Raw genomic sequence first — 22,934 nt, forward strand, 5'->3', positions numbered from 1 at the left:
GCTTGGCAGACTGCTGATGTGCCCAAGAACGGACGAGACCGACTGCGGGAACTGCTCGACGCCGTCCTGGACGAGGACAACACCACACTGGAGGAGATGGCGGCGGGCGCGTACGCCTCGCCCTTCCACTTCACCCGGCAGTTCTCCCGCGGCACCGGCGAACCGCCGGTCGCCCTCAAGCGGCGGGTGCTGCTGGAGCGTGCGGCATGGGCGCTGTCCACCGGGGAATCGGTGACCGAGGTGGCGTTCGCGGCCGGATACGACTCGGTGGAGGGCTTCAGCCGGGCATACAGCCGCGCGTTCGGCCACCCGCCCAGCGCCACCACCGCGGAGAAGCGCCGCCGCTGGCTGCCCGCCGCCAATGGCATCCACTTCCATCCGCCCATGTCGCTGTGGGTGGAGAACGCGCCGAAGGGACGGTCCGAGATGGATCCGACGACGCTGCTGCTGCACCACGACATCGAGGACGCCCGCGAATTGCTCACCGCGGCAGGGCAACTCACCGAGGAACAGTATCGGCGGGTCCGGATGCCCGGACTGACCGTGGAAGCCTTCCGTGGCCCCGAAGCCTCCATCGCCGAGGTACTCGACCATCTGGTCGAGACCAAGGAATGCTGGCTCGCCGCCATCGACGGCGAGGACATGCCCGGCCCACGCGGCAACGACCTACCGGAACTGGTCGACCGGCACGAGCGGGTGGCGGTGCGCTGGCTCGACACCGTGCGCGAGATCGACCGGCGCGGCGGATGGGAGGACACGCTCATCGACGCGCTCTGCGATCCACCGGAGAGCTTCGTGCTCGGCAGCGTGATCGCGCATGTGCTCGGTTACTCGGCACACCGGCGGTACCTGGTGCGGCATTGGCTGCGCACCGAAATCGGGGACGGTGCAACCGAACTCGATGATGGTGACCCGATCAATTGGTTGCGGCGACGGGAATGAGCGGCGGCGTGGCTGCGGATATCGGGATCGGTTGCAGCTCAGGCCCGTCCGCTCATTCGGGGCCGGTGCATGGTCGGGCGGCGGGAATGTCCGCGCCGATGACCCCGTGTGCGCATGGTGGCGGGTCGCCCAGGAGTTCCTGTTCTCGGTTCCAGACGAGCCAGGCGGGGGTGGTGCGGGGTGCGTCCTGGTCACCGCCGCTCCCCGTCATGGGCGGGTACATGGCGGGGAGCCAGGAACCGCCAGCACGCGGGGTGCTGTCGGAAAACGTTGGGATGCGGGTGGTTCGGCCGGTCGGCTGGCTGGGGATACTGCGGCCGGGGTCGCCCGGTGCCGGGGGAGAGGCGGACGTCCCCGGTGCGCCCGGCAGTGCTGTCGAGCCGGGTGTCGCTGGATTGGGAAGCGCTGTCGTCGGGCCCGGGGCCGTCGAGTAGGGCAGTACCGCTGTCGGGTTGGGGGTCGCCGGGGAATGCGACGGCGCTGTCGGGTCTGGCGTCACGCCGGACGGTGTGGTCGCCGGGTCGGCCAGCGGCACGCCGTGCGGGCTGGCAGGCGGCGGTGGCTCGGATACTCCGTGGTCGGTACCCGACGGAGCGTTCGGATGGCCGAGGGCAGGCGAATTCACCACCGCAGCAGTCGGATCGGTGGTCATTGAGGGTGGTGGGTCCTTGCGGACCGGTACCACGTCGGATGGGTTTCCGTAGGCGGCGGGGTTCCCGGACGAGATCGGACCGCCGGACACGGCGGATGCGGGAAGTGTTGTAGCAGCACCATCGTCGCTGCCGTCCGGAGATGACGGGGCGGGTTCGAAGGCGGGCACACCCGACCCGGCCGGAGGATAGATCGGCACGTAGTTCGCTTCCAGGGCCGCTAAGGCGAGCTGGTACTGCTCCTCCGCGAATCGCTCCGCCGCAGGGTCCGCGATGCCCGTCGGCGTGGTCTGCAAGGGTGCTGTCGCATCGACACCGGCCGCCGGTGCGCCGGAATCGGGCAGCGTCGCACCGGAATCGGGCAGCGCCGCACCGGAATCGGGCAGCGCCGCGACAGCATCCGGCGGTGGTGGCACGGTTCTCCGTACCGCCTCGGCACCGTACGCGGCGGCCGTGATGCGGTGCCCGGCATTGCGCGCCACCTCCGCGATATCCATGGCCCGTGCCACGAAGGCCCGCGCCGCCGCCTCGGCGGCCTCGGCGATCTGCCCGCGCAATGCCTCGGCGAGCGCGGACTGCACCGTCATGTGCAGTCCCGTCGCGGCTCCGCTCAGACTGTCGGCGATCCCGACCCAGGTGTCGGCGCTCTCGTGCATGGCGGCGGGGTCCATCGCCCGCACCCGCGCGTGGATCTCGGCGTGGGTCAGCTCGGTGAACCGCTCCATCCGCCAGATGTAGTCGGGATCGACGCCAGCGTGCGAGATACGCCGCTGCTCGCGCTCCGCACCCCGCTGGGCGCGGCGGGCGGCGGTACCGGCATGCAGCGATTCCGGGTCCATCGGCGGCCTCCGTTCACGAGTGTCGTGTACGGATTGGACGCGCACAGCGCTCGCCGGGTTCCGGTCGCGGGTATGCCCCCGGCGATTCGCCACGGCACGCCGCAGCTGTACCCACCGGAGCTACGGTCCGCCGAAGAGCCAGTGCCGTCGTGCCGTCCAGCCGAGGAGGCGTCGGCCGGAGCCGTCGGGTACCCAGCCCTGGCGGGTGAAGCGGCCGCCCTCGACGATATGGCCCAGGCCCGTGATGGCGGGCGCGAGCGGGGTGTCGCCCGCGTCGTCTATCAGGCGCAGCACCTGGGCCCGCTGGGTTTCGCGGTCGCACGCGGCGAGCAGGTACACGCCCTGACGCCAGGCGTAGGCGGCGTTCTTCGCCGTGATGAGCTCCGCGTGCCGGTTCGGCGCGGGTCGGCTGAGCTGGTGCACCACCCAGGTGAAGGTGTCGCGGGCGAGGTCCGGTGCGGAATCCCGTACGCGCGCGGTCAACTCGAGCGCGTCGAAGAGGACCGCGAGGTTGTGGGTGGTGAGGATCTGGCTCTGCTCCAGAATCGCCCCGTTGCGCGCGACATACCCGCCGTCGCATCCCGCCTCGCCCGCCCGGCGCGTGCACAGTTCGGTGAATCCCGCGGCTGTGGCCCGGCCCCACCGCTGCGTCGTATCGGCGTGCCCGCCCCACTCACCGGGCGCGGGCAGATCGTAATACGCCTGGTACAGCGTGCCTTCCAGGGTCCGCCCGGCCACCAGTGCGGCCGCCAACCACTTGGTGGTGAAGGTGCCCATGAAGATATCCGCCGCCACCTCCTCGACCAGCGGCAAGTCCAGCTCCGCCTGCCGGGCGAGCGCACCGAACTCCCGCACCAGCGGATTCGGCAGCAGGGCATACGGAAACGCGTCGAGTGTCAGCAGCGTCATCTGCCCGAGCAACCGCCGGGCCGCCAGCGCACCGTGCCGTGCCGCATCGCCTCGATGCCGTGCGCGGCGCGATGCCGCGGGCTCCGTCGCCGCGGTATCGGCCCCGATCGCGCCGAAATCTCCGACTCCGCTCGCGGCATCCTCGATTCCGGCCGCATCCGCGCCGCCGCCACGCAGTGCCGCCATCGCGGCGACCCAGGGCAGTTCTTCGAAGCGCACCTGGCCCTGCAGGTTCAGCAGCAGCAGGCCGCGGCGGCGTCGGAAGGCGGTGTAGAGCTGCTCGTACAGGTTCGCGGCGGCCGGGTCGGCGAAATCGGCGGCCAGCAGCCGCGAGGTGAGCTGCGGCAGGACCCGCGCCAGCATATCGCCGGAGCCGATGATGCCGCGCCGGATCAGCTCGTCGGCCGACGCCTCCAGGGCGCGGGCCGCCTTGTCCAGCAGATGCCGGGGAATGGCTGTGCCGAAGGGGATATCGCAGCGGTCGTCATCGGATACCGGAGCCGATACCGGGGCGAGGTCGGGGATGCCGCCCTCGGCCGGATAGTGCCGCAGCCGGGCGGTGAGCAGCGCCGCGAACGTCGTATGCAGCGGTGCCGCAATGGAATCCCTCTGGGCTGCGCGCACCCGGGCGCGTGCGGCGCTGCCCGGCGCACCGTGCCGGGTGACCGTGTTGGCGATGGCGCGGCGAATCCACCCGACCTGGCGGGCGGTGAGATTCGCGCTGCCATCGGGGCAGCTCAGCAGCGCGTCGTGCAGGCGCGCGAAATTGCCCCTGGGCTGGGCGTGCCGCCCGCTCAGGCCGTAATCCCGCTGCGCGACGGCCACATCGGCCAGCCAGCGGTCACGCTCGGCCGCCCAGTCCGCGGGGAGTCGGCGGCACGGCCAGCCGCCGCGCACCGCGCCCGTCTCATCGAGAGTGGGCAGCTCACCCGTCACCGTCTCGCACCACAGCGCTACCAGCCGGTCGTACAGCGGATTCCACACCTCCAGGGTGGTGCGCATGGCGGTCAGCGGCTCCGGTGTCCGCACGGCGCGCAACGCGCCGCGCACCTCGCCGACCGAGGCCACCCGTACCGCCGTACCGGCGGGTCGCGCTGCCGGATCGAAGGGCGGTACGAACCGCAGTCGATCCAGCAGCGGTGACAGCTCCGCCACCAGATCCAGGGCCTCCGCGGCGAACCCGCGCTCCAGCAGCAGCGCCACCACGGGCAGCGCGGCATCCTCGGGCACCTCGATCCGATACTGCCCGGACCGCAGGGCGGCGAGCAGTTCGGCCTGCCCGGCATCCCCGAGATACCAGCGGTTCAACCGCTCCCGATCGGTACCACCGGGCACATCCCGGGGCAGTCGCGTGAGCAGTGCGGATTCGGCCGCACCGAGCGGCTGTTCGGCCAGTGCCCGCCCGGTCGCGAAGCCGCCGTGGGCAACCTCGAGCGTCACCCACGCGGGCAGCCCCGAGACCGGCGTGCGATCCCCGACCCGCAGCGAACCGTCCGCCATGCCGTCCAGCACATCGCGCCAGCGCCGCATGCGTTCACGTGCCCGGTCCCGATCCACGCCCTCGGCGGCGCGTGCGGCCGCCGCGGCGGCGCGCGCCAACTGCCCGATCGCGTACTGCGCCGGACCGTCTCGAAATGACTGATCGGACACCGAATCTCCCCACATGCTGAACCGAAAGACCAGACCTGGCAGCAGGATTCGAACCCGCGCCTTCCCGGTCCCGAGCCGGGCGCTCTGCCACTGAGCTACACCAGGGCGCTACAGACGTGGAGGCGGGATTCGAACCCGCGCCCGCCCGGTGAGAAGCCGGGTGATCTGCCACTGATCTACTCCACGAGACGTTCGGATCGTATCCGCGCCGACCCGATCGGGCACGTGAATTATCGTGACCGCCACTCGGAGTCCGGGTCCTGTGCCCAGCCCGACGTGCGATGCCCGAGAACACGTGCCCCGGGTGTCAGTCGGCGGGTGTGCCGATCCGTAGTCGATTGCCGTCGGGATCCCTCAGTTCGATCTCCCGCGCCCACGGCGCGTCCTCGACCGCCATCCCGAATTCCGCGGCCACGGCGTCCACATCGCGCACCGAGAGGTAGACGAGCGTATCCGGCCGGGCGTCGCCGGTGTGCTCGGACAGGAACAACCGCATATCGCCCCGCGCCACCTCGACGAAGGCCGGGAGGCCGGGTTCGAAACGGTGCTCCCACCGCTGGGTGAATCCGAGCCGCTCGTACCAGCGGACCGCGGTCGCCGCATCGGCGACGCGGAGGATGGGGACGACCTGTTCGCGCATGTGCCGATGGTCCCAGACCCCACCGACGGATTCGCGCCGCCGTGCCCCGATCCCGACGCTGCCGCCCGGACGCGGACAGGTGCCGTTCCCGTAGGGTGGTCGCCGAAGGGGAGGTGTCACATGGTGCGGAAACAAGAGTTCACCGGGTATTCGGGCAGTGCGGGGACCGCGGTGGCGGAGACGGTCGTAGTGCCGCGGCCGTCACCGGTGCGGCGCTGGAGCAGCCGGGTGCTGCTGGTGCTGGGCTGGCTGGCCGTCCTGGTCGGGGCCGCCGGGGTCGCGCTGCACTACGCACCGTGGGCGCAGCGGGAGATCGTGCTCGCCGCCTCCTTCGCGCCCTACCTCATGCTCGGCGCGCTGGTGGGCGCGGTGTTGCTGCTGCTGGCCCGCGGCTGGCGCAGCGCGCTGGTGGCCGGTGCGGTGGTGGCGGCCGCACTGTTCAGCCAGCTCACCCTGTTCGTGCCGGACGGCAAGGCGAGTTTCGCCGTCGAGATCCCGGTCATGCAGTCCAACCTGTACTTCGGCGAGGCGGACGCCGACGCGGTGGTGCGGTCGGTGCGCGACAACGACATCGAACTGCTGACCCTCGAGGAACTCACCCCGGAGATGCTGCTGCGCCTGGAGGCGGCGGGTCTGGACGCCGAACTGCCGTACCGGTACCTCGCCCCGCTGGGCGGCGGTGCGGGCGGCGGCATCTTCAGCCGCCACGCGCTCCAGGACGGCGTCACCCTGGCGGGTTTCGAACTGGCCAACCTGCGCGCCACCATGCTGCATCCGCAGCGCGGTCCCGTGACGGTCTTCCAGTTCCATCCCGTGCCGCCGCCGCTGAACTTCGCGGCCTGGGTCGACGAGATGGACCGCATCCGCGAGCTGCTCGCCACCACATCCGGTCCCGCCATCGTCGGCGCGGATTTCAACGCCACCTTCGACCACTACGCGTATCGCCAGTTGCTGACCGGCCGCTTCGCCGACGCCGCCGAATTGGCGGGTGCGGGCAGGCTCACCAGTTGGCCGGAGGAGCCGTCCTGGGGCCCGGTCATCGGCATCGACCGGGTGCTGGTCGCCGAGGGCCAGGCCGAGGATGTGCGCACGCTGGCCGTGCCCGGTTCCGACCACCGCGCGGTGATCGCCCGACTACGGTTGTGAACTCCGCGCACACGGCTACAGCCGCGCCTCCAACCACTCGAGCAGATCGCCGAGCACCTTGTCCTGCTCCGGCTCGTTGAACACCTCGTGGTAGAGGCCCTCGTACCGGATGACGGTGAGATCCTCTGAGCCGACGCCCTTTTCGAGCACATCGGCGCTCGTGGGCGCGACCAGGCCGTCGGCGGTGCCCTGGAGCACCAGCAGCGGCGCGGTGAGCACCGACAGGCGTTCCTTCACCCGGACGGTGGCCTCCAGCATTTCCGCTCCGGTGCGCGCCACCACCGGCCCGGTGTACACCAGCGGATCGGTGTCGTACGCATGCACCACCGCGGGATCACGGCTGATGAGCGTCGAATCCAGTTTCAGTACCCCGAGATTCGGGGCGAATCGGGAGACCAGCGGACCCAGCATGCGCTGGATCGGGTTCCCGGCCTCGATCTCGATGGCCGCCGCCGACAGCACGATGCCGGTCACGTCCAGGGGTGCGCGGGTGGCCAGGTAGGAGGTGATGAGCCCGCCCATGCTGTGGCCGATCACGAAGCGCGACAGCTCCGGATGCCGCTCGGTGGCGAGCCCGAGCATGGTCTCCACATTGTCGGCCGTATTCTCCATCGATTCGATATTGGCCTTGCCGCCCGCGGACTGCCCGTGCCCGATGTGGTCCAGGGCGTAGGCCGCGATACCGGCGTCGGCGAGACGCTGACCGACGTGTTCGTAGCGTCCCGAATGTTCGGCGATGCCGTGCACGATCACCGCGACCGCACGCGGTTCGGTATCGGGCAGCCACGCTCGCCAGAAGATCCGGCCGCCCTTGCCGTCGAATTCGCCGGTCTCGGTTGTGGTCATCGCTCCTCCTCGGTCGCATAACGCGACAATCCGGGCTTCGGTGCCGGGCCATTCTCCCACTGCGCCGCGACCGGCGGCGGATCAGCGGGCCAGGTGTTCGACGAGTCGGCGGTTGAAATCGAGCAGGCGGCCGTAGTTCTCGCGCGAGAGCCGCTCGTCGGTGCCGTGAATCCGCTCCAGATCCGCGGCGGTGAGCACGATCGGCGCGAAATTGCAGCGGGTCTCGGCGAGTTCGTCGTAGTGGCGGGAGTCGGTCGCGCCGGGCACCAGCCCGGAGGTCACCGCGATCCCGGGCACCACCGCGCGCGCCAGCTCCGCGATGGTCTCGAACCACGGCCCGGGGGAGCGGGCCGGGGACGGTTCGGAGGACATGCCGACCAGCTCGACCGCCACCTCGCGATCCTTGATCACCCGACGGCAGTGCGCGAGTACCGTATCCACCGAATCACCCGGCAGGATACGGAAATTCACCAGCGCCTCGGCGCGCTGCGGCAGCACATTCGCCTTCACGCCGCCGTGGATGACGGTGGGCGCGGTGGTGGTGCGCACCATGGCCTCGGTCTGCGGGCGCAGCGCCAGCACCCGCAGGATGGCGGGACCGGCCACCCGGCTCAGGCCGAGTGCGGTGCGCCGCGGTTCGGACATGAACATCCGGATACGGGCCAGCATATCGGCCGTCACCGGGGTCATGCGCAGCGGAAACGGATGCTCCTGCACCCGCGCCACCGCACGCGCCAACCGGCCCACCGCGGTGCGCCGTCCCGGCATGGACGAGTGCCCGCCCACCGCCGACACCGACAGCCGCACCGTCGCATAGCCCTTCTCGCCCACCATGATGGTGGCCACCGGCCGGTCCACCCCGTCGGCGACACCGTGGGTGATCACTCCGCCCTCGTCGAGCAGCAGGTCCGCCCGCACCCCGAGTTCCCGCAGCCGTCGCGCCATCCGCACGGCCCCGCCGTCGCCGAACACCTCCTCGTCGTGCCCGAGCGCCAGATACACCGTCCGGCGCGGCCGCACCCCCGCGGCCAATGCCGCCTCCACCGCCTCCAGCAGCGCCACGGCCCGGCTCTTGTCGTCGATGGCCCCACGGCCCCAGATGAATTCGTCGTCCACGACGCCCGCGAAGGGCGGATGCGTCCACCCCGCCTCGTCGTCGACGGGCACCACGTCCAGATGCGCCAGCAGAATGGCCGCCGCGGACGGGCGATCGGCGGAGTCCGCCGTGTCCTCCTCGGTCCCCGCCCACGTGTACAACCGGCTGTGGCCGAAGGTCTCCAACTCCAGCCGCTCGTGCACCAGCGGGAAGCTGCGCTCCAGATGTGCCGCGAGCCGGACGAATTGGCTGTCGTCGGTCTCGGCGGGGTCTTCACGGGAGATGGTGACGCAGCGCAGGGCCTCGGCCAGGCGTTCGGCGGTGGCCGCGTCGACGGCGGGGCCGGTGGCGGCGGTCGCGGTCATCGGGTGGCTCGGGGCGGGAAGTCGACGGTCACCGTTGCATTGTTCACCAGTTCGGGCGGGAGCGGGATGGTCTTCTCGGCGCGCCACTTGGGAATGCCCTCGGTCAGCCCGCCGGGGATATCCGGGGTGCGCACCGTCTCCAGCAGTGGCAGCCGCACCTCCCCGTCGGTCAGCGTGACGCGGGCGAAGGTCGGCGGATGCGCCCACACGTCGTCGATCACATCGGTGATGCGAATGCCGATGCGGTGCCCGGCCGGGATCGGCCAATCCTGGGCCAGCAGGCGCACATTCGCGGTGGCGCCGACCGGGGCGATGCCGCGGGTGATGACGGTCGCCCGACCGTCGGGCGCGACGTCGTAGAGCTCCACGGTCACGGTCGCCGCGGCGGGGCCGTCCAGGTGCAGGGTGGCCGTGGCGACACCGGAGAAGTGCTGGTCGTGCGCGAGCGGCTGGCTGAAGCTCCACACCTCGCGGTCGGCGCCCGGCACCAGGCCGCGGTCGGTGTAGGCGCCCGGTCGCACGGCCACGCGCACCGGGCGGCTGTCGGCGGGCGGCCAGGTCTGCTCGCCGCGCCACCGTCCGTCGAATTGGCCCACCGTCACGCGTGGTCCGGGCACCGTCACGTCCCGCTGCGCCACATGCCGGTCGAAGAAGGCCAGCAGCTCATCGCCGAAGAACGGCGTCCCGCATTTCTCGAAGCAGTTGCGATGCCCCCACTGTCCGAACCACGCCTTGTGCTCGCCCGGACCGAGTGCGTCCCACAGTTCGAACACCCGGTGCGCGCGGGTGTTGTAGTCGACGAATCCCTGCCCCAGGAACAACGGAATGGTGTTGCCGCGCACCTGTTCCACCAGGTCGCGCTCGCGCCAGAACGCGGTGCCGGGATCGTGATCGCCGGTCTCGCTCAGATACCGCTGGAAGCAGCCCGGGTCGATGTTCGACGCATTCGCCCGGTATTCCGCCGAATCCGCCCAGTGGCCCGGTGTGGACGCGATGAGCACATGCTCCAGGCCTGCCAGATCGCCCGGCCGCACCCCGGATTCGGTTACCGGCTTGCCGGAGAACTTCCAGGCGATGCCCTGCATGTAGAGGTAGGAGTACGGGTCCACCACCGGTGCGAAGGCCGCGACGGCCGCCAATCCGGCGGGCTGGGCGGCGAGGCCCATGATGCCGGTCCACGCCTCGTAGGAGATGCCGGTCAGGCCCACCCGCCCGGTGGACCACGGCTGCCCGGCCGCCCACTCCACCGCAGTCTTCACATCGGAGCGTTCGTTCGGTCCGCCGAAGTCCGGGCAGCCGTTGGAGCCGCCGAAGCCGCGCAGGTCCACGATGACGTAGGTGTATCCGGCGGCGAGGAACATCTCCACGCTGAGGTCCTTGGTGGAGGCCCCCCCGCCGAGCCGCGGCTGGCTCAGATACGCCAGATGTGCCCGATACGGACTCACCGTCATGATCACCGGCGTCCGCACGTCGTCGGCCACGCCGACCGGCCGCAGGATGTCCGCGTGCAGCCGGGTGCCGTCGGGCGCGGTGATGAACTCCTGCCGATGCTGATACGCCGGTTCCGCCGCCGCCCGCATGGGCAGCACCACTCCGAACACCATTCCGAGCGTGGCCGCAACCACGGCCGCCACCCGCCACCTCACGAATCCCGATCGCACCATAGGACTATCGAGTCTGCCTGGGCGTCCGTCCAGCCCCAGGAACCGGGGGTGTAACACGACCCCCGGCGAGCGGGGGCCGGAAGATCAGAGCGGGCGGAAGTCGATCACCTTGCGCAGGCGGGCGCGGTCGCGTTCGAGGCGGCGCGCCTCGTAGGCGATGGGGAAGTAGCGGACGCGTTCGGGCAGCAGCGGAACGGTGCGGCCCAGAATCCAGCCCAGCCGCCGCAGGGCACGTTCGTCCTTCTCGGTCCATTCCAGGTCGAGCTTGCGGCGCACCACCTCCGGGGTGGTGCCGACGGTGAAGAAGTACTGCAATCGTCCCACCGGCGCGACGGCGGCCCGCCACACCGGGCGCAGGGGTGCGGGCAGCCAGGTGGGCGGCGCGACGGACCGGATGACGCGCAGATAGTCGTGCGCGGTCCGGGTGGGGACGAGGTGGTTCTCGACCATGTCCTCGAACCAGGGCTCCCACTCCCGGTAGGAGGCCGGGATCTCCTTGGGCGCCACCATGAAGTTGCGCATGAGCTGCATGGTTTCCTGGTAGTACTGTTCCTTGTCGTTCTCGGTGAGCGGGGTGCGGGAGAAATACCGGTTGCCTTCGGTGAAGGCGAAGATGCCGGTGTGCAGCACCCAGGCCCAGGGCCCGGAGGACAGCGCGGTGTAGCGGACGCCCTCCTTCTCGGTGTTCAGTCCGGCGTGCAGTTCACGCAGCCGGTCGGCCTCGGCCAGGGCCTCGTCGCCGCCGTAGACCCACATCATCACCGAGGCGATGCTGCGGACGGCGCGGCCCATGGGGTCGGTGCGGAAGGTGGAGTGTTCGTCCACCACCGCGGAGATGGTGGGTTCCATGGTTTGCAGCAGGAAGGCCGACCCGGCGGTGAACGAGAAGGTGATGAGGCCGACCTCGTCCCACATGCGGGTGCCGGGGCCGAACGGGCGGCGCTGCGGGCGTGCTCTCAAGGTCGCGGAGTCGACGGGGGCCACGGCGGCGGTCATGGTGATCTCCTTTGATCACGGGCTGCTGGGTGCCACCACCCTGACAGCCTGAGAGAGTTACTACTGAATCTTCTCATCATCTCGATCGGGTGGCAACCATATCCGGGTGCGATATCCGCGTGCGTGGTCCGCCGGCCATGGCTCCACCGCTGACACATTTGCGCCGCTGCGCGCATTTCGGTGTGGGAGAGGCGGTTCCGTGGTGTGGATTTCCTCGTGAGCGCGGTGACCCAGACGACCTGACGGCGTATGATCGGCCACGATGGGCATACGGGGGCAGAGCGAGCAGGTTGTGACAACGGAATGGGACGGATTCGTCCAAGCACTGGTCCGCTGTTTGGCCGAATTGCCGTCCCGTGCAACCCTCATCATCGCCGCGCCCGGAAATCGCTATGTGCAATTCCAGCAGTTCGACATCAAACTGTCCGCCGAACTGACCGGCAATTACTACCTGACGGAACCGATTTCGGATGACGCGGCGCAGCGGTTGTCCGATCTCGGCTGGAATGCGCCGGTGTTGCAGCGCGAGATCGAAAATTGGCGACGCAGCCTACTCTGGCCGATCCCGCACAGTGCGCTGGTCGATTTGGCCCGCTCGGTCGCCATCGGCCTGCACGATGCGCTCGGGGTCGGCTCACCGGAGGAATTGCGGGCCACCGGCTGGACCGAGGCGTCGGGGGATCTCGATCTGAGCGTGCTCGGTTCGATGGCGCGGCGCGGCGGCGGATAGGCCCTCCCGCGCGGCGCACGGGAGGGCGGTGGTCACGGATTCGTCAGTCGACGAGGTTCTTCCGCAGTTTCACGATGGTCATCGGATCCAGTCCGAGACCGTTGGTCAGGAATTTCCCGAAGTCCCCGTACTTCTGCTCCATGGTCTGCAACGCGATGTCCAGGTACGCGTCGCGTACCTCCTGCAGGGGGATCAGCAGGTCCGGATTCTCCATCACTCCAGCCTGTTTCAGTTGCTCCCGCAGGGCGGCGTCGGAGGCGGCGCGGTACTGGTTGGACAGCAGGTAGTCCTTGCGGGCGAGCGATTCCGGTACGCCCACGGCGCGCAGCGTGACGTAGGTCAGCCAGCCGGTGCGGTCCTTGCCCGCCGTGCAGTGCACGAGCGTCGCCTTGTCGGTCGCGGCGAGGTCCTTGACCGTCTGCCCGAACTTGGCCAGCGAATCCGCGCTGAAGAAGCTGCGGTACACATCACCCATGATCTGCTCGGCCTTGCCGCCGCCGAGTAATTCCTCCTGTTTCACCGGATCCCGCGAACTGATCGCCTCGAACATCTTCACGAACAAGCCGGTGTCGTCGATCGGCCGCGCCACCAGCGGCACTCCAGGCGGCAGCCGGTCGGCCCCCAGCCCCTGCACCTCGGCGGGGGTCCGCAAATCGATCACCTGCTTCAGATTCAGCGTCCCCAATTTCGCCACATCGGCATCGGTCAGCTTGCCGAGCGCATCGGATCGAATCACCTTCCCCGACTTGGTCTTCGACCCGTCATAGGTCCAATATCCGCCGATGTCCCGAACATTCACCGCCCCCTGCAACTCGATCCTGGTCGCCGTCGCCAACGCGGGTTCCGCGACGGCCGCGGGAGCCACCAGTGTCGCCCCGAGTCCCAGCACGGCCGCCGCGGCCGTGGTCATACCGATGAGTGAAAGGCGAAGCCGCCCTGTGAAACTATTTTTCATGGCCGCGAACGTAGATCCGGTGCCCATTCCGATATCGACTTCGCCCGGACATTTCCGCCGACTGGGACACCTACCCCGCCCACCGGGATCGAGCCTGGACAACGGCGCGAAAAAGAGTCTCTCCGTTGACATTTCAATAGTTACCAGCCGTCATATGCGGACTAGGAATAGTGATACCAGTACCCGGCCGTCCGGGCAATATCGACCGCTAGCGGATCATGTGCGGGCGCTTGAAGCTCGTCTCCTGAGCCGGCGGTTCGAACGTCCGGCAGCCCACCCGCCGGAGCGGGTGGGCTGGCGTGCGCTACTCGGCCGGTACCGCCACGTCCGGTCGCGGGGTGGGTCGGGCCTCCGTGCGCAGGCGGGGGAGGAGGCGATCCAGCCAGTCCGGTAGCCACCAGTTCGCCCGGCCGAGCAGTGTCATGGTGGCGGGGACCAGGACGAGGCGGACGACGGTGGCGTCCAGCACGATGGCCGCCGCGAGACCCAGCCCCATCATCTTGACCAGCGGCGACGGATTGGCGATGAAACTGGCGAAGACGGCGGTCATGATGAGCGCGGCCGAGGTGATGACGCGGCCGGTGCCCGCCATGCCCCGGGCCACCGATTCGGTGTTGTCGCGGGTGCGGTCGTACTCCTCGCGGATCCGGGACAGCAGGAACACCTCGTAGTCCATCGACAGGCCGAACAGGATGGCGAAGAACATGGTCGGCATGGGGGAGGCGATCAGGTAGGTGCGGTCCAGGCCGAGCAGACCCGCGCCCCAACCCCATTGGAAGACCGCCACCACGATGCCGTACGCGCCGCCGATGGACAGCAGATTCATCACGGCCGCCTTCAGCGGTATCGCCACGGAACGAAAGACGATCAGCAGCAGGAGGAACGACGAGATCAGGATGGCGGCGAGGAAGACCGGCAGGACCTCGTTCAGCCGGGTGGTGAGATCGTCGGTCATGGCGGTCATCCCGGAGACCGCCACATTGTCGGGGGCCAGCTCGCGCAGGCGCTCCAGGGTTTCCGAGGTGGCGGGGTCCGCGGGCGCGGTGGTGGGCACGGCGGGCAGGATCACCGTGTCACCGTCGGACGAGGTGCGTGCGCCACCCACCGAGACGATGCCCGGATCGGCGGCGACCCGCTCGGCCAGCCCCGCGATATCGGCGGCCCGGTCGCGCTGATCGACCACCAGCAGCAGCGGCCCGTTCACGCCGGGGCCGAAACCCTCGGCCAGCAGGTCGTAGGCGCGGCGGTGGCTGGTGGCGGTGACATCGTCACCGGCATCGGGGAATCCGGTGCGCATGTGCAGGGCCGGGGCGGCCAGGGTGACCAGCACCGCCGTGGCGATGAGGAGATACGGCCAGGGTCGCCCCGCCACCCGATGCGCGACCCGCCACCACGCCGACTGCTCGAGGCCGCGGGTCCGGGCGCGTCGCAGTACTCGCCCGGTGTCGATGCGGTCGCCGAGCAGTGTCAGCAGCGCGGGCAGCAGCGTGAGTGCGGTGGTCACCGCGACCAGCACCACCAGCGAGGTGGCGAGTCCGACCGAGATCAGGAAGCCGACGCCGGTCAACACCAGCGCCACCATGGCGAGCATGATGGTGCCGCCGGCGAACAGCACGGCCGACCCCGACGCGCCCATGGCGTTCGACAGCGCGTGCGCATCGGGTTGTCCCGCGGCCCGGTTCTCCCGGTAGCGCGCCACGATGAACAGCGAGTAGTCGATGCCGACGCCCAAACCGATCATCGCGCCGATGGTCGGTGCGGCGGTGGACACGTCCATGGCGGCGGCCAGCACCGCGATCCCGCCCAGCCCGACCGCCACCGCCACCAGGGCGAGCACGATCGGCACCAGCGCCGCCACCAGCGTGCCGAAGGCGACGACCAGGACCAGCAGCGCCACCAGCACGCCGACCGCCTCGGCTCCCGAGGTGGGGGTTTCGGCATTGATGAACGCGGCGTCACCGCCCAGTTCCGCGGTGACGCCGGATGCGCGCACCCGCTCCAGGACAGCGTTCAGCGGTGCCAGTGACTCCGGGGCGAGGTCGGTCGCGGGCAGGTCGAAGGTGAGCTGCGCGTATCCGATCCGGCCGTCCGCCGACACCGTGCCCGCCGTGAACGGATCGGCCACGGCCACAACGTGTTCCGCCTCGTCCATGCGATCGACCGCATCCTGGATGAGCGACCGGTGCTCGGTGAGCCGCTGCCCCTCGGGCACCGCGAACACCGCCAGCGCGCTGCCGCCCGCCGCCTCCGGGAACCGTTCCGCGAGCAGTTCCATGGCCCGTTCACTCTGGCTGCCGGGGGCGACGAAGTCGTCGACGAACGAACCGCCGAGCGTGCCCGCGGCGGTCAGCACGAGGGCGACGGCGGCCAGCCAGGCGGCGACCGCCGCCCACGGTCTCCTGGCGCTGGCGTCACCGATACGGCGGGTGATTGCGTTCATGGTGGTGTGCTCCTCGGCGATGATGGTTCATGATCCCGACTCCCTTGTCGGCCAGCGGGTTTCATCGTCGTGGTCGGCGGCGGTGCGGGTCGCCCGCCGCCGGGAGGTTTCCGTTCCGTCGCGAGAGGGGTTGCCGAGGCGGGGAGGATCCCCCGTCAGGCGGAGGCGCGGGTAGCCCGTGGTGGGTTACCGGCTACGGGCGGCTGACCTACCGTTGCGTGATGCCCACCGACAGTTCGCACCGGGACGCACCCGGCCGGTTCCGCCACCCCATCGGACGACCGGCGTCGTGATGGACGGCGACAGCGCCCCCACCCGCGGCTTTCGCGGACCGTTTCGCCGCTGGCCGCGCACCGCGGACGCGGTACTCGCCGCCGTGCTGTTCGTCCTGGCCGTCCATGTGGCCGACGGGCCGGGTGACACGCTCGTGCTGCGGCCGATGTCGTCGGTGCCGGTCGTCGTCCTGGTTCTGTTCGCGGTGGCGAGCGCGGCACTGTATCTGCGTCGCCGCCACCCGCTGCCGGTGCTCGGGGCGGCCCTGCTCGCCTGGGCGGTGACGGTCGGCAGCGGATATTCGGGCCTGGGCGGCATCGCCATCGTCGCCCTGTACTCCGTCGGCCGCTACGCCCGCGACGGCCGCTGGTCCTACCTCGGTGCGGCGGGTGCGATCGCGCTGGTGATCCTCGACGGTGCCCTCGACGGCTTCGCGTTCGGCGACATCTTCGCCGGTGTCGTGGTGATGGAACTGGCCTGGTACATCGGTCGCCGGATCCGGTTGCGCGGTCAGCGCGCCGAACAGGCGCGCCGGGAGCGGGCCGCGGCGCATCTGCGCGTGCTCACCGAGGAGCGCACCCGCATCGCCCGGGAGCTGCACGATGTGGTCGCCCACCGGGTCAGCATGATGACGGTGCAGGCGGGCGCGGCCAAGGCGGTGGCGGCCGTCGACCCCGAGGCCGCCCGCCAGGCCATGGCCGCGGTGGAGGAGGCGGGCCGCGAAGCCCTGGACGAACTGCGGCATCTGCTGGGTGTGCTGCGGCCCGACGTGGACAACGACGATCTGGGGCCGCAGCCCGGTCTGGCCGATCTGCCGCGCCTGATCGACCAGGTCCGCCGGGCGGGCCTGGACGTCACGGCGGATATCGACGAGTTCCGGACTCCTCTGGCGGCACGTGTGGAACTGTCGGCCTTCCGCATCGTTCAGGAGGCGCTGACCAATGTGCTCAAGCACAGCGGCCCCGGCACCCACGCCGACATCCGCCTGCGTGCTGCGAACTCCGGTGGCGAGATCACGCTGGAAGTGCTCGACGACGGCCGCGGTGCCGCCGCCCGTACCGACGCGGCCGTCCCGGGGCACGGCATCGTCGGGATGCGCGAGCGCGCACTACTGTTGGGGGGCAGTCTCGACGCGAAGCCCCGCCCCGGCGGCGGTTTCCGGGTGGCCGCCCGGCTCCCCACCGGGGCCGACACCCACCGTTCGGCAACTTCGAAGGACCCCGCATGACCATCCGCGTCCTCGTCGTCGACGATCAGGCCCTGGTGCGCAGCGGCTTCACCATGGTGCTGCGGATGCACGACGACATCGAGGTGGTGGGTGAGGCGGGCACCGGCTTGGCGGCCATCGAGGCCGCGCACCGGCATCGCCCCGATATCGTCCTCATGGATATCCGCATGCCCGAGATGGACGGCCTGGAGGCCACCTCCCGCCTGCTGGCCGAGGCCGACTGGGAGGTCCGCGTCCTCATTCTCACCACCTTCGACCCGGACGACTACGTCTACCGCGCCCTCCGCGCCGGCGCCAGCGCCTTCGTCCTCAAGGACATGCCCGCCGACCAACTCGCCGCCGCCGTCCGCACCGTAGCCGACGGCGGCGCCCTCCTCGCCCCCTCCATCACCCGCCGCCTGATCGGCCGCTTCGCCCGCCGCCTCACCACCGACACCACCATCACCGCCCGCCTGGCCCGCCTCACCGACCGCGAACGCGACGTCATGACCGCCATCGCCCGAGGCGCCAGCAACCCCGAAATAGCGACCCAACTCTTCATCGGCCCCGCCACCGTCAAATCCCACGTCTCGAGCATCCTCACCAAACTGGGCCTACGCGACCGCACCCAGATAGTCGTCTTCGCCTACGAAAGCGGCCTGGTGGAAGCCGGCGACCACCCCATCGGCCACTGAAACGCCCGAAGCCCCACCCGCCGAAGCGGATGGGGCTCCCGAGATCAGTTGCGCTACAACGACTTACACGTCGTAGTACAGCTCGAACTCGTACGGGTGCGGGCGCAGGTTGACCGGGGCGATCTCGTTCTCGCGCTTGAGGGTGATCCAGGTTTCGATCAGGTCCTCGGTGAAGACGCCACCCTCGGTGAGGTAGTCGTGGTCGGCTTCGAGGCGGTCGATGACCGAGGCCAGGCTGGTGGGGGCCTGGGGGATGTTCTTGGCCTCCTCCGGCGGGAGCTCGTAGAGGTCCTTGTCGACCGGGGCCATCGGCTCGATCTTCTTCTTGATGCCGTCCAGGCCGGCCATCAGCATGGCGGAGAAGGCCAGGTACGGGTTGCCCGAGGAGTCGGGGGCGCGGAACTCGATGCGCTTGGCCTTCGGGTTGTTGCCCGTGACCGGGATGCGGACCGCGGCGGAGCGGTTGCGCTGCGAGTACACCAGGTTGATGGGGGCCTCGTAGCCCGGCACCAGACGGTGGTAGGAGTTGATGGTCGGGTTGGTGAACGCCAGCAGCGACGGGGCGTGGTGCAGGATGCCGCCGATGTACCAGCGCGCCAGATCCGACAGGCCACCGTAACCGGCCTCGTCGTGGAACAGCGGCTTGCCGTCCTTCCACAGCGACTGGTGCACGTGCATGCCCGAGCCGTTGTCGCCGAAGAGGGGCTTCGGCATGAAGGTGACGGTCTTGTTCTCCTGCCACGCGGTGTTCTTGATGATGTACTTGAACAGCATCAGGTCATCGGCCGCGCCGAGCAGGGTGTTGAAGCGGTAGTTGATCTCCGCCTGGCCCGCGGTGCCGACCTCGTGGTGTCCGCGCTCCAGCTCGAAACCGGCCTGCTGCAGGGCGGTCGACATCTTGTCGCGCAGGTCGACGTAGTGGTCGTACGGCGCGACCGGGAAGTAGCCGCCCTTGTTGCGAACCTTGTAACCGCGGTTCAGGGTGCCGTCCGGGTTGAACTCCGCGCCGGTGTTCCAGGAACCGGAGATCGACTCGATCTCGTAGAAGGCGCCGTTCATGGCCGAGTCGTAGCGGATCGAGTCGAAGATGTAGAACTCCGCCTCGGGACCGAAGTACGCGGTGTCGGCGATACCGGTCGACCGCAGGTACTCCTCCGCCTTGCGCGCGATGTTGCGCGGGTCGCGGGAGTACGCCTCACGGGTGAACGGGTCGTGCACGAAGAAGTTCAGGTTCAGCGTCTTCGCGGCACGGAACGGGTCGATCCGAGCGGTGCTGAAGTCGGGGAGCAGGAGCATGTCCGACTCGTCGATCGACTGGAAGCCGCGGACGGACGAGCCGTCGAACGCGAGGCCTTCTTCGGCCAGGTCGGCCGTGAACGCCTTCGCAGGGATCGAGAAGTGCTGCTGCACACCCGGGAGGTCGGTGAACCGGATGTCGACGTACTCGACCTCCTCCTCCTTGATGTACTTGATGACCTCATCGGCCGTGCTGAACGCCACTTAGTACTCCTTACGGATCGGTTCCCAGCCAATTCACGATTGCATGGGTTCGTCGCGACCAGACGGTATGGATGCGGTGTTTCCCCACAATCAAGGCTGTGTTTCGCCAGTGTTACACGTACAGCTGGCCGGGGGTTCGTCGGTGTCCCGGCGTTCGGCAAACGGCCGCGCAGGGCGCTGAGCTGCGCTCGACCAGCACCGACATCCTGCCATCGAACAGCGGCAATCGCCGCGCATGACGCCGAAAAGATAGGGGGATTACCACGTCGACCCGGGCACGCGTGAGAATCCTCACCGCCGGACCGGTCGGTTCAGCACTTTTTCGGTTACCTCGCGGTCACGCTCGCGCCACACGCCGCGCGAATCCCCGCCGCACGGGCCCTTAAGCTGGGTGCATGGCACGTATCACCGGCTCCTGGCTGTCCGGACCGAACGCCGAATCCGGCGGCTCCGCCCCCGGCGACTACCCGGGCAAGGATCTGGGACTGCCGCAGGAAGGAGTCGGCTCACTGGTCACCATGCTGCGGCGCATCACGGCCCTGCTGGTGGACTGGTTCATGGCGCTCGGCCTGGCCGCGGTCATCTTCCGCCCGAATCCGGACCAGCTCATCGCCGAGATGGATATCCCGGCCGGACAGCAGCCGCCGCCGGATCTGGTCGTCATCATCAGCTCGCTGTCCACTCCGACGCTGCTGGTGTGGTTCGTCATCGGCGTCGCCACGGTGACCCTCTTCGGCTACACCCCCGGCCAGTTCTTCCTGAAGGAGCGGGTGCTGCGCATCGACGCCGACGCCCCCGTCGGCTTCGTCCGCGCCCTGGTCCGCCAGATCCTGCTCGTCTTCGTGGTCCCCGCCCTCTTCACCGACGGCGACGGCCGCGGCATGCACGACCGCGCCACCGGCACCGCCCTCGTCCGCGCCCGCTAGCTCGCTCGAGGGGGAACTGGTGGCGGCATCGCGCGAGTAGGCCCCGCCACCAGTTCCCCCTCGCCATCTACCTGGCGCGATAGCGCGGGGGCATTGGTTGAGAAAAGGGGGTATGTACCTTTGGTGGCGGCGGGAACCGCGCGGAAGGATGCAGCCTCTTGTTCGCTTGGTGGGGAAATGTGGTCTGCCGCTTGCGGTTCGCGGTCATCGGGGTGGCGGTCGCGGGGCTGTTGGCGTTGGGGGGTTACGGGCTCGGGCTCGACGATCATCTGAGTTCGGGGGGCATGTTCGATCCCTCGTCGGAATCCGCGGAGGCGGGGCGGCTGGCCGACGCCGCCTTCGGACGCAACCACGATGTGGATGTGGTGGTCCTGTTCACCGCGCCGCCGGGTAGGACGGTCGACGACCCGGACTTCAGCCGGACGGTCGTCGACCATCTCGACAGCCTGCCGCGCGAGCATCCCGAGCAGATATCCCGCGTCGTCGGCACCTATTGGCGCACCGAGACCGGTGCGATCAGCGCCGCCACGGCCACCAAGGACAAGCGCCGCGCCGTCGCGGCCATCGCACTGCGCGGGGAGAACGACACCGATATCCAGCGCAACTATCGAGCGGTCAAGGATGTCTTCGAGATTCCCGGGGTCGAGGTGCGGGTGGGCGGACTGCAACCGATCGCGGGCGCGCTCAGCGACACCGTCGCCGACGATCTGCACCGCATGGAACTGTTGGCCATACCTTTCGTGGGCCTGCTGTTGTTCTTCATCTTCGGTGGCGTCGTCGCCGCCGCGCTGCCGCTGCTCACCGGGGTGCTCACCATTTTCGGCGCGTTCGGCATCGTGCGGTTCGTCGCCAACTTCACGGAGGTGAACTCCTTCGTCTCCCCGGTGGTTTCGATGATCGGGCTCGGGCTCGCCATCGACTACGGCCTGTTCATCGTGAGCCGATTCCGAGAGGAGCTGGCCGCGGGCAACGACACCCGCACGGCGGTGCGGCGTTCGGTGCTGACCGCCGGCCGCACGGTCGTCTTCTCGGCCACCATGATCGTGGCGAGTCTCGGTGGGCTGCTGCTGTTTCCGCAGGCGTTTCTGAAATCCATCGCCTACGGTGCGATCGCGACGGTGACCCTGGCCGCCGTCACCGCCATCACCATCCTCCCGGCCGTGCTCGCGGTCCTCGGGCCGCGGGTGGACCTGTTGGGGCTGAAGCGATTCCGTCGCACCAAATCGGCGGAGGAGCTCGACAACGGTCTGCTCGCACGCACCACCGCGTGGGTGATGCGGCATCCGGGCAAGGTCGCCGTCCCCATTCTGCTCGCGCTGGTCCTGCTCATCGTGCCCATGCACAATCTCGTCTTCGGCGGCTTCAGCGAGAAGTACCTGCCGCCGGACAATCCGACCCGCATGGCGCAGGAGGAGATCGACCACTACTTCCCGCTGCGCAAATCCGATCCCATCGAGTTGGTCTTCATCGCCGACAACTCCCAGGCGGTGGGACCGGTGTGGAATCAGGCCAATCAGGCACCGGGACTGGTGGGGCAGTTCGACATTCCCGCGCGCTCACCCGCGCAGCCCGACATCTACCGGGCCAAGGCCGCGGTGGTGGATATCAACGACGCCGGGGCCACCATCGAATATCTGCGGTCACTGGACCTGCCCGACGGGATGACGGTCCTGGTCGGCGGGGTACCCGCTTTGCAGAAGGACACCATCGACGCCCTGCTGGTCCGGATTCCGTGGATGATCGGCCTCGTCCTGCTGGTGACCACGCTGCTGCTGTTCCTGACCTTCGGTTCGCTGGTGCTGCCGATCAAGGCCGCGCTCATGAGCGGCCTCGGCCTCGGCTCCACCTTGGGCATTCTGACGTGGATATTCATCGACGGACATGGGGCCGGACTGCTGAACTTCACCCCGCAGCCCGGTCAGGCGAACATGCTGGTGCTGATCATCGCCATCATCTACGGCCTGTCCATCGACTACGAGGTCTTCTTGCTGTCGCGCATGGTCGAGGCGCGCGGCGCGGGCGCGACCACCGAGGAGGCGATCCGGATCGGCACCGTGCAATCCGGGCGCATCATCACCGCGGCGGCGCTGATCCTGCTGGTGGTGACGGGTGCGTTCGCCTTCTCCGACCTGGTGCTCATGCAGTACATCGCCTACGGCATGATCGCGGCGCTGTTCATCGACGCCACCGTGCTGCGCATGCTGCTGGTCCCCGCCGTCATGCGTTTGCTGGGTGATCGCTGCTGGTGGGCTCCTGCCTGGATGAAGCGGATTCAGCAGCGAATCGGTCTGAGCGAGGTGGTTGTCGACGACGACCAGGCTCGGCGTGGCTCCCGCGTCGACTTGGTCAAGTCCAGCACAATGTAAAAGGTGCGTACCTCGGACATGTTCATTCCAACGTAGCTGGCTATTCACCGGCTCTCATATTCGGCCGGTACTGTGCGGACGTCCAGTCGTGACGACTTC

The 22,934-nt window shown here is 69.2% G+C and carries 17 protein-coding genes and 2 tRNA genes; 7 read left to right on the top strand and 12 right to left on the bottom strand.

Going from position 1 to position 22,934, the window contains the following annotated elements:
* Window positions 1-18 precede the first annotated feature (18 nt).
* Window positions 19-942, top strand: a complete 924-nt coding sequence (locus FOH10_RS07065; protein ID WP_244961733.1) for a helix-turn-helix domain-containing protein — start codon at window positions 19-21, stop codon at window positions 940-942.
* A 52-nt stretch (window positions 943-994) separates the two neighbouring features.
* Here the strand turns inward: FOH10_RS07065 and FOH10_RS07070 are convergent, their stop codons facing one another.
* The 5 genes from FOH10_RS07070 to FOH10_RS07090 form a co-directional block, all read right to left on the bottom strand.
* A complete protein-coding gene (locus FOH10_RS07070; protein ID WP_143980112.1) occupies window positions 995-2,431 on the bottom strand; it encodes a hypothetical protein in 1,437 nt (478 codons plus the stop codon).
* A gap of 120 nt (window positions 2,432-2,551) precedes the next feature.
* Window positions 2,552-4,990: a hypothetical protein gene (locus FOH10_RS07075; protein WP_143980113.1), complete on the bottom strand. Its 2,439-nt coding sequence runs from the start codon at window positions 4,988-4,990 to the stop codon at window positions 2,552-2,554.
* A gap of 33 nt (window positions 4,991-5,023) precedes the next feature.
* Window positions 5,024-5,095, bottom strand: a tRNA-Pro gene (locus tag FOH10_RS07080).
* Window positions 5,096-5,104: 9 nt separating this feature from the next.
* Window positions 5,105-5,176 (bottom strand) — tRNA-Arg (locus FOH10_RS07085).
* A 121-nt stretch (window positions 5,177-5,297) separates the two neighbouring features.
* Window positions 5,298-5,630, bottom strand: coding sequence for a glyoxalase superfamily protein (locus FOH10_RS07090; protein ID WP_143980114.1), 333 nt, complete (start codon window positions 5,628-5,630; stop codon window positions 5,298-5,300).
* A 120-nt stretch (window positions 5,631-5,750) separates the two neighbouring features.
* On the opposite strand from FOH10_RS07090, the gene FOH10_RS07095 reads away from it, so the two are divergent.
* Complete coding sequence (locus FOH10_RS07095) at window positions 5,751-6,776, top strand: endonuclease/exonuclease/phosphatase family protein (RefSeq protein ID WP_186000747.1); 1,026 nt, start codon at window positions 5,751-5,753, stop codon at window positions 6,774-6,776.
* A 15-nt stretch (window positions 6,777-6,791) separates the two neighbouring features.
* Here FOH10_RS07095 and FOH10_RS07100 read toward each other — a convergent pair whose 3' ends face one another.
* The 4 genes from FOH10_RS07100 to FOH10_RS07115 form a co-directional block, all read right to left on the bottom strand.
* On the bottom strand, window positions 6,792-7,622 hold the full coding sequence (locus FOH10_RS07100; protein WP_039811848.1) for an alpha/beta hydrolase: 831 nt from the start codon (window positions 7,620-7,622) through the stop codon (window positions 6,792-6,794).
* An 81-nt stretch (window positions 7,623-7,703) separates the two neighbouring features.
* Window positions 7,704-9,083 carry a M20/M25/M40 family metallo-hydrolase gene (locus FOH10_RS07105; protein WP_143980115.1) on the bottom strand — a complete coding sequence of 460 codons (1,380 nt, stop codon included), beginning with the start codon at window positions 9,081-9,083 and terminating at the stop codon, window positions 7,704-7,706.
* Entirely contained in the window at window positions 9,080-10,717 is a 1,638-nt protein-coding gene (locus FOH10_RS07110) for a CocE/NonD family hydrolase (protein WP_244961739.1), read from the bottom strand. The genes FOH10_RS07105 and FOH10_RS07110 overlap by 4 nt, the downstream gene beginning before the upstream one ends.
* A gap of 114 nt (window positions 10,718-10,831) precedes the next feature.
* Window positions 10,832-11,743, bottom strand: a complete 912-nt coding sequence (locus FOH10_RS07115; protein ID WP_143980117.1) for an oxygenase MpaB family protein — start codon at window positions 11,741-11,743, stop codon at window positions 10,832-10,834.
* Between the two features lie 337 nt (window positions 11,744-12,080).
* Here FOH10_RS07115 and FOH10_RS07120 point away from each other — a divergent pair, with 337 nt between their 5' ends.
* A complete protein-coding gene (locus tag FOH10_RS07120) occupies window positions 12,081-12,473 on the top strand; it encodes a TY-Chap domain-containing protein (RefSeq protein WP_051037048.1) in 393 nt (130 codons plus the stop codon).
* A 43-nt stretch (window positions 12,474-12,516) separates the two neighbouring features.
* Here FOH10_RS07120 and FOH10_RS07125 read toward each other — a convergent pair whose 3' ends face one another.
* A complete protein-coding gene (locus tag FOH10_RS07125; RefSeq protein WP_039811859.1) occupies window positions 12,517-13,383 on the bottom strand; it encodes a tyrosine-protein phosphatase in 867 nt (288 codons plus the stop codon).
* A gap of 349 nt (window positions 13,384-13,732) precedes the next feature.
* On the bottom strand, window positions 13,733-15,868 hold the full coding sequence (locus FOH10_RS07130) for an MMPL family transporter (RefSeq protein ID WP_143980118.1): 2,136 nt from the start codon (window positions 15,866-15,868) through the stop codon (window positions 13,733-13,735).
* A 292-nt stretch (window positions 15,869-16,160) separates the two neighbouring features.
* Here FOH10_RS07130 and FOH10_RS07135 point away from each other — a divergent pair, with 292 nt between their 5' ends.
* Window positions 16,161-17,369, top strand: coding sequence for a sensor histidine kinase (locus FOH10_RS07135; RefSeq protein WP_143980119.1), 1,209 nt, complete (start codon window positions 16,161-16,163; stop codon window positions 17,367-17,369).
* Window positions 17,366-18,043 carry a response regulator gene (locus FOH10_RS07140; RefSeq protein ID WP_143980120.1) on the top strand — a complete coding sequence of 226 codons (678 nt, stop codon included), beginning with the start codon at window positions 17,366-17,368 and terminating at the stop codon, window positions 18,041-18,043. The genes FOH10_RS07135 and FOH10_RS07140 overlap by 4 nt, the downstream gene beginning before the upstream one ends.
* 63 nt (window positions 18,044-18,106) lie before the next feature.
* On the opposite strand, the gene glnA is transcribed toward FOH10_RS07140, so the two are convergent.
* Window positions 18,107-19,543: a type I glutamate--ammonia ligase gene (gene glnA, locus FOH10_RS07145; protein ID WP_039811864.1), complete on the bottom strand. Its 1,437-nt coding sequence runs from the start codon at window positions 19,541-19,543 to the stop codon at window positions 18,107-18,109.
* Window positions 19,544-19,938: 395 nt separating this feature from the next.
* On the opposite strand from glnA, the gene FOH10_RS07150 reads away from it, so the two are divergent.
* Both FOH10_RS07150 and FOH10_RS07155 read left to right on the top strand, forming a co-directional pair.
* Window positions 19,939-20,469, top strand: a complete 531-nt coding sequence (locus FOH10_RS07150) for an RDD family protein (protein ID WP_143980121.1) — start codon at window positions 19,939-19,941, stop codon at window positions 20,467-20,469.
* Between the two features lie 158 nt (window positions 20,470-20,627).
* Window positions 20,628-22,835 carry an MMPL family transporter gene (locus FOH10_RS07155; protein ID WP_143980122.1) on the top strand — a complete coding sequence of 736 codons (2,208 nt, stop codon included), beginning with the start codon at window positions 20,628-20,630 and terminating at the stop codon, window positions 22,833-22,835.
* Window positions 22,836-22,934: the final 99 nt, after the last annotated feature.

Origin of the sequence: Nocardia otitidiscaviarum (genome assembly GCF_007362295.1) — a bacterium.
Taxonomy (GTDB): Bacteria; Actinomycetota; Actinomycetes; order Mycobacteriales; family Mycobacteriaceae; genus Nocardia; species Nocardia otitidiscaviarum.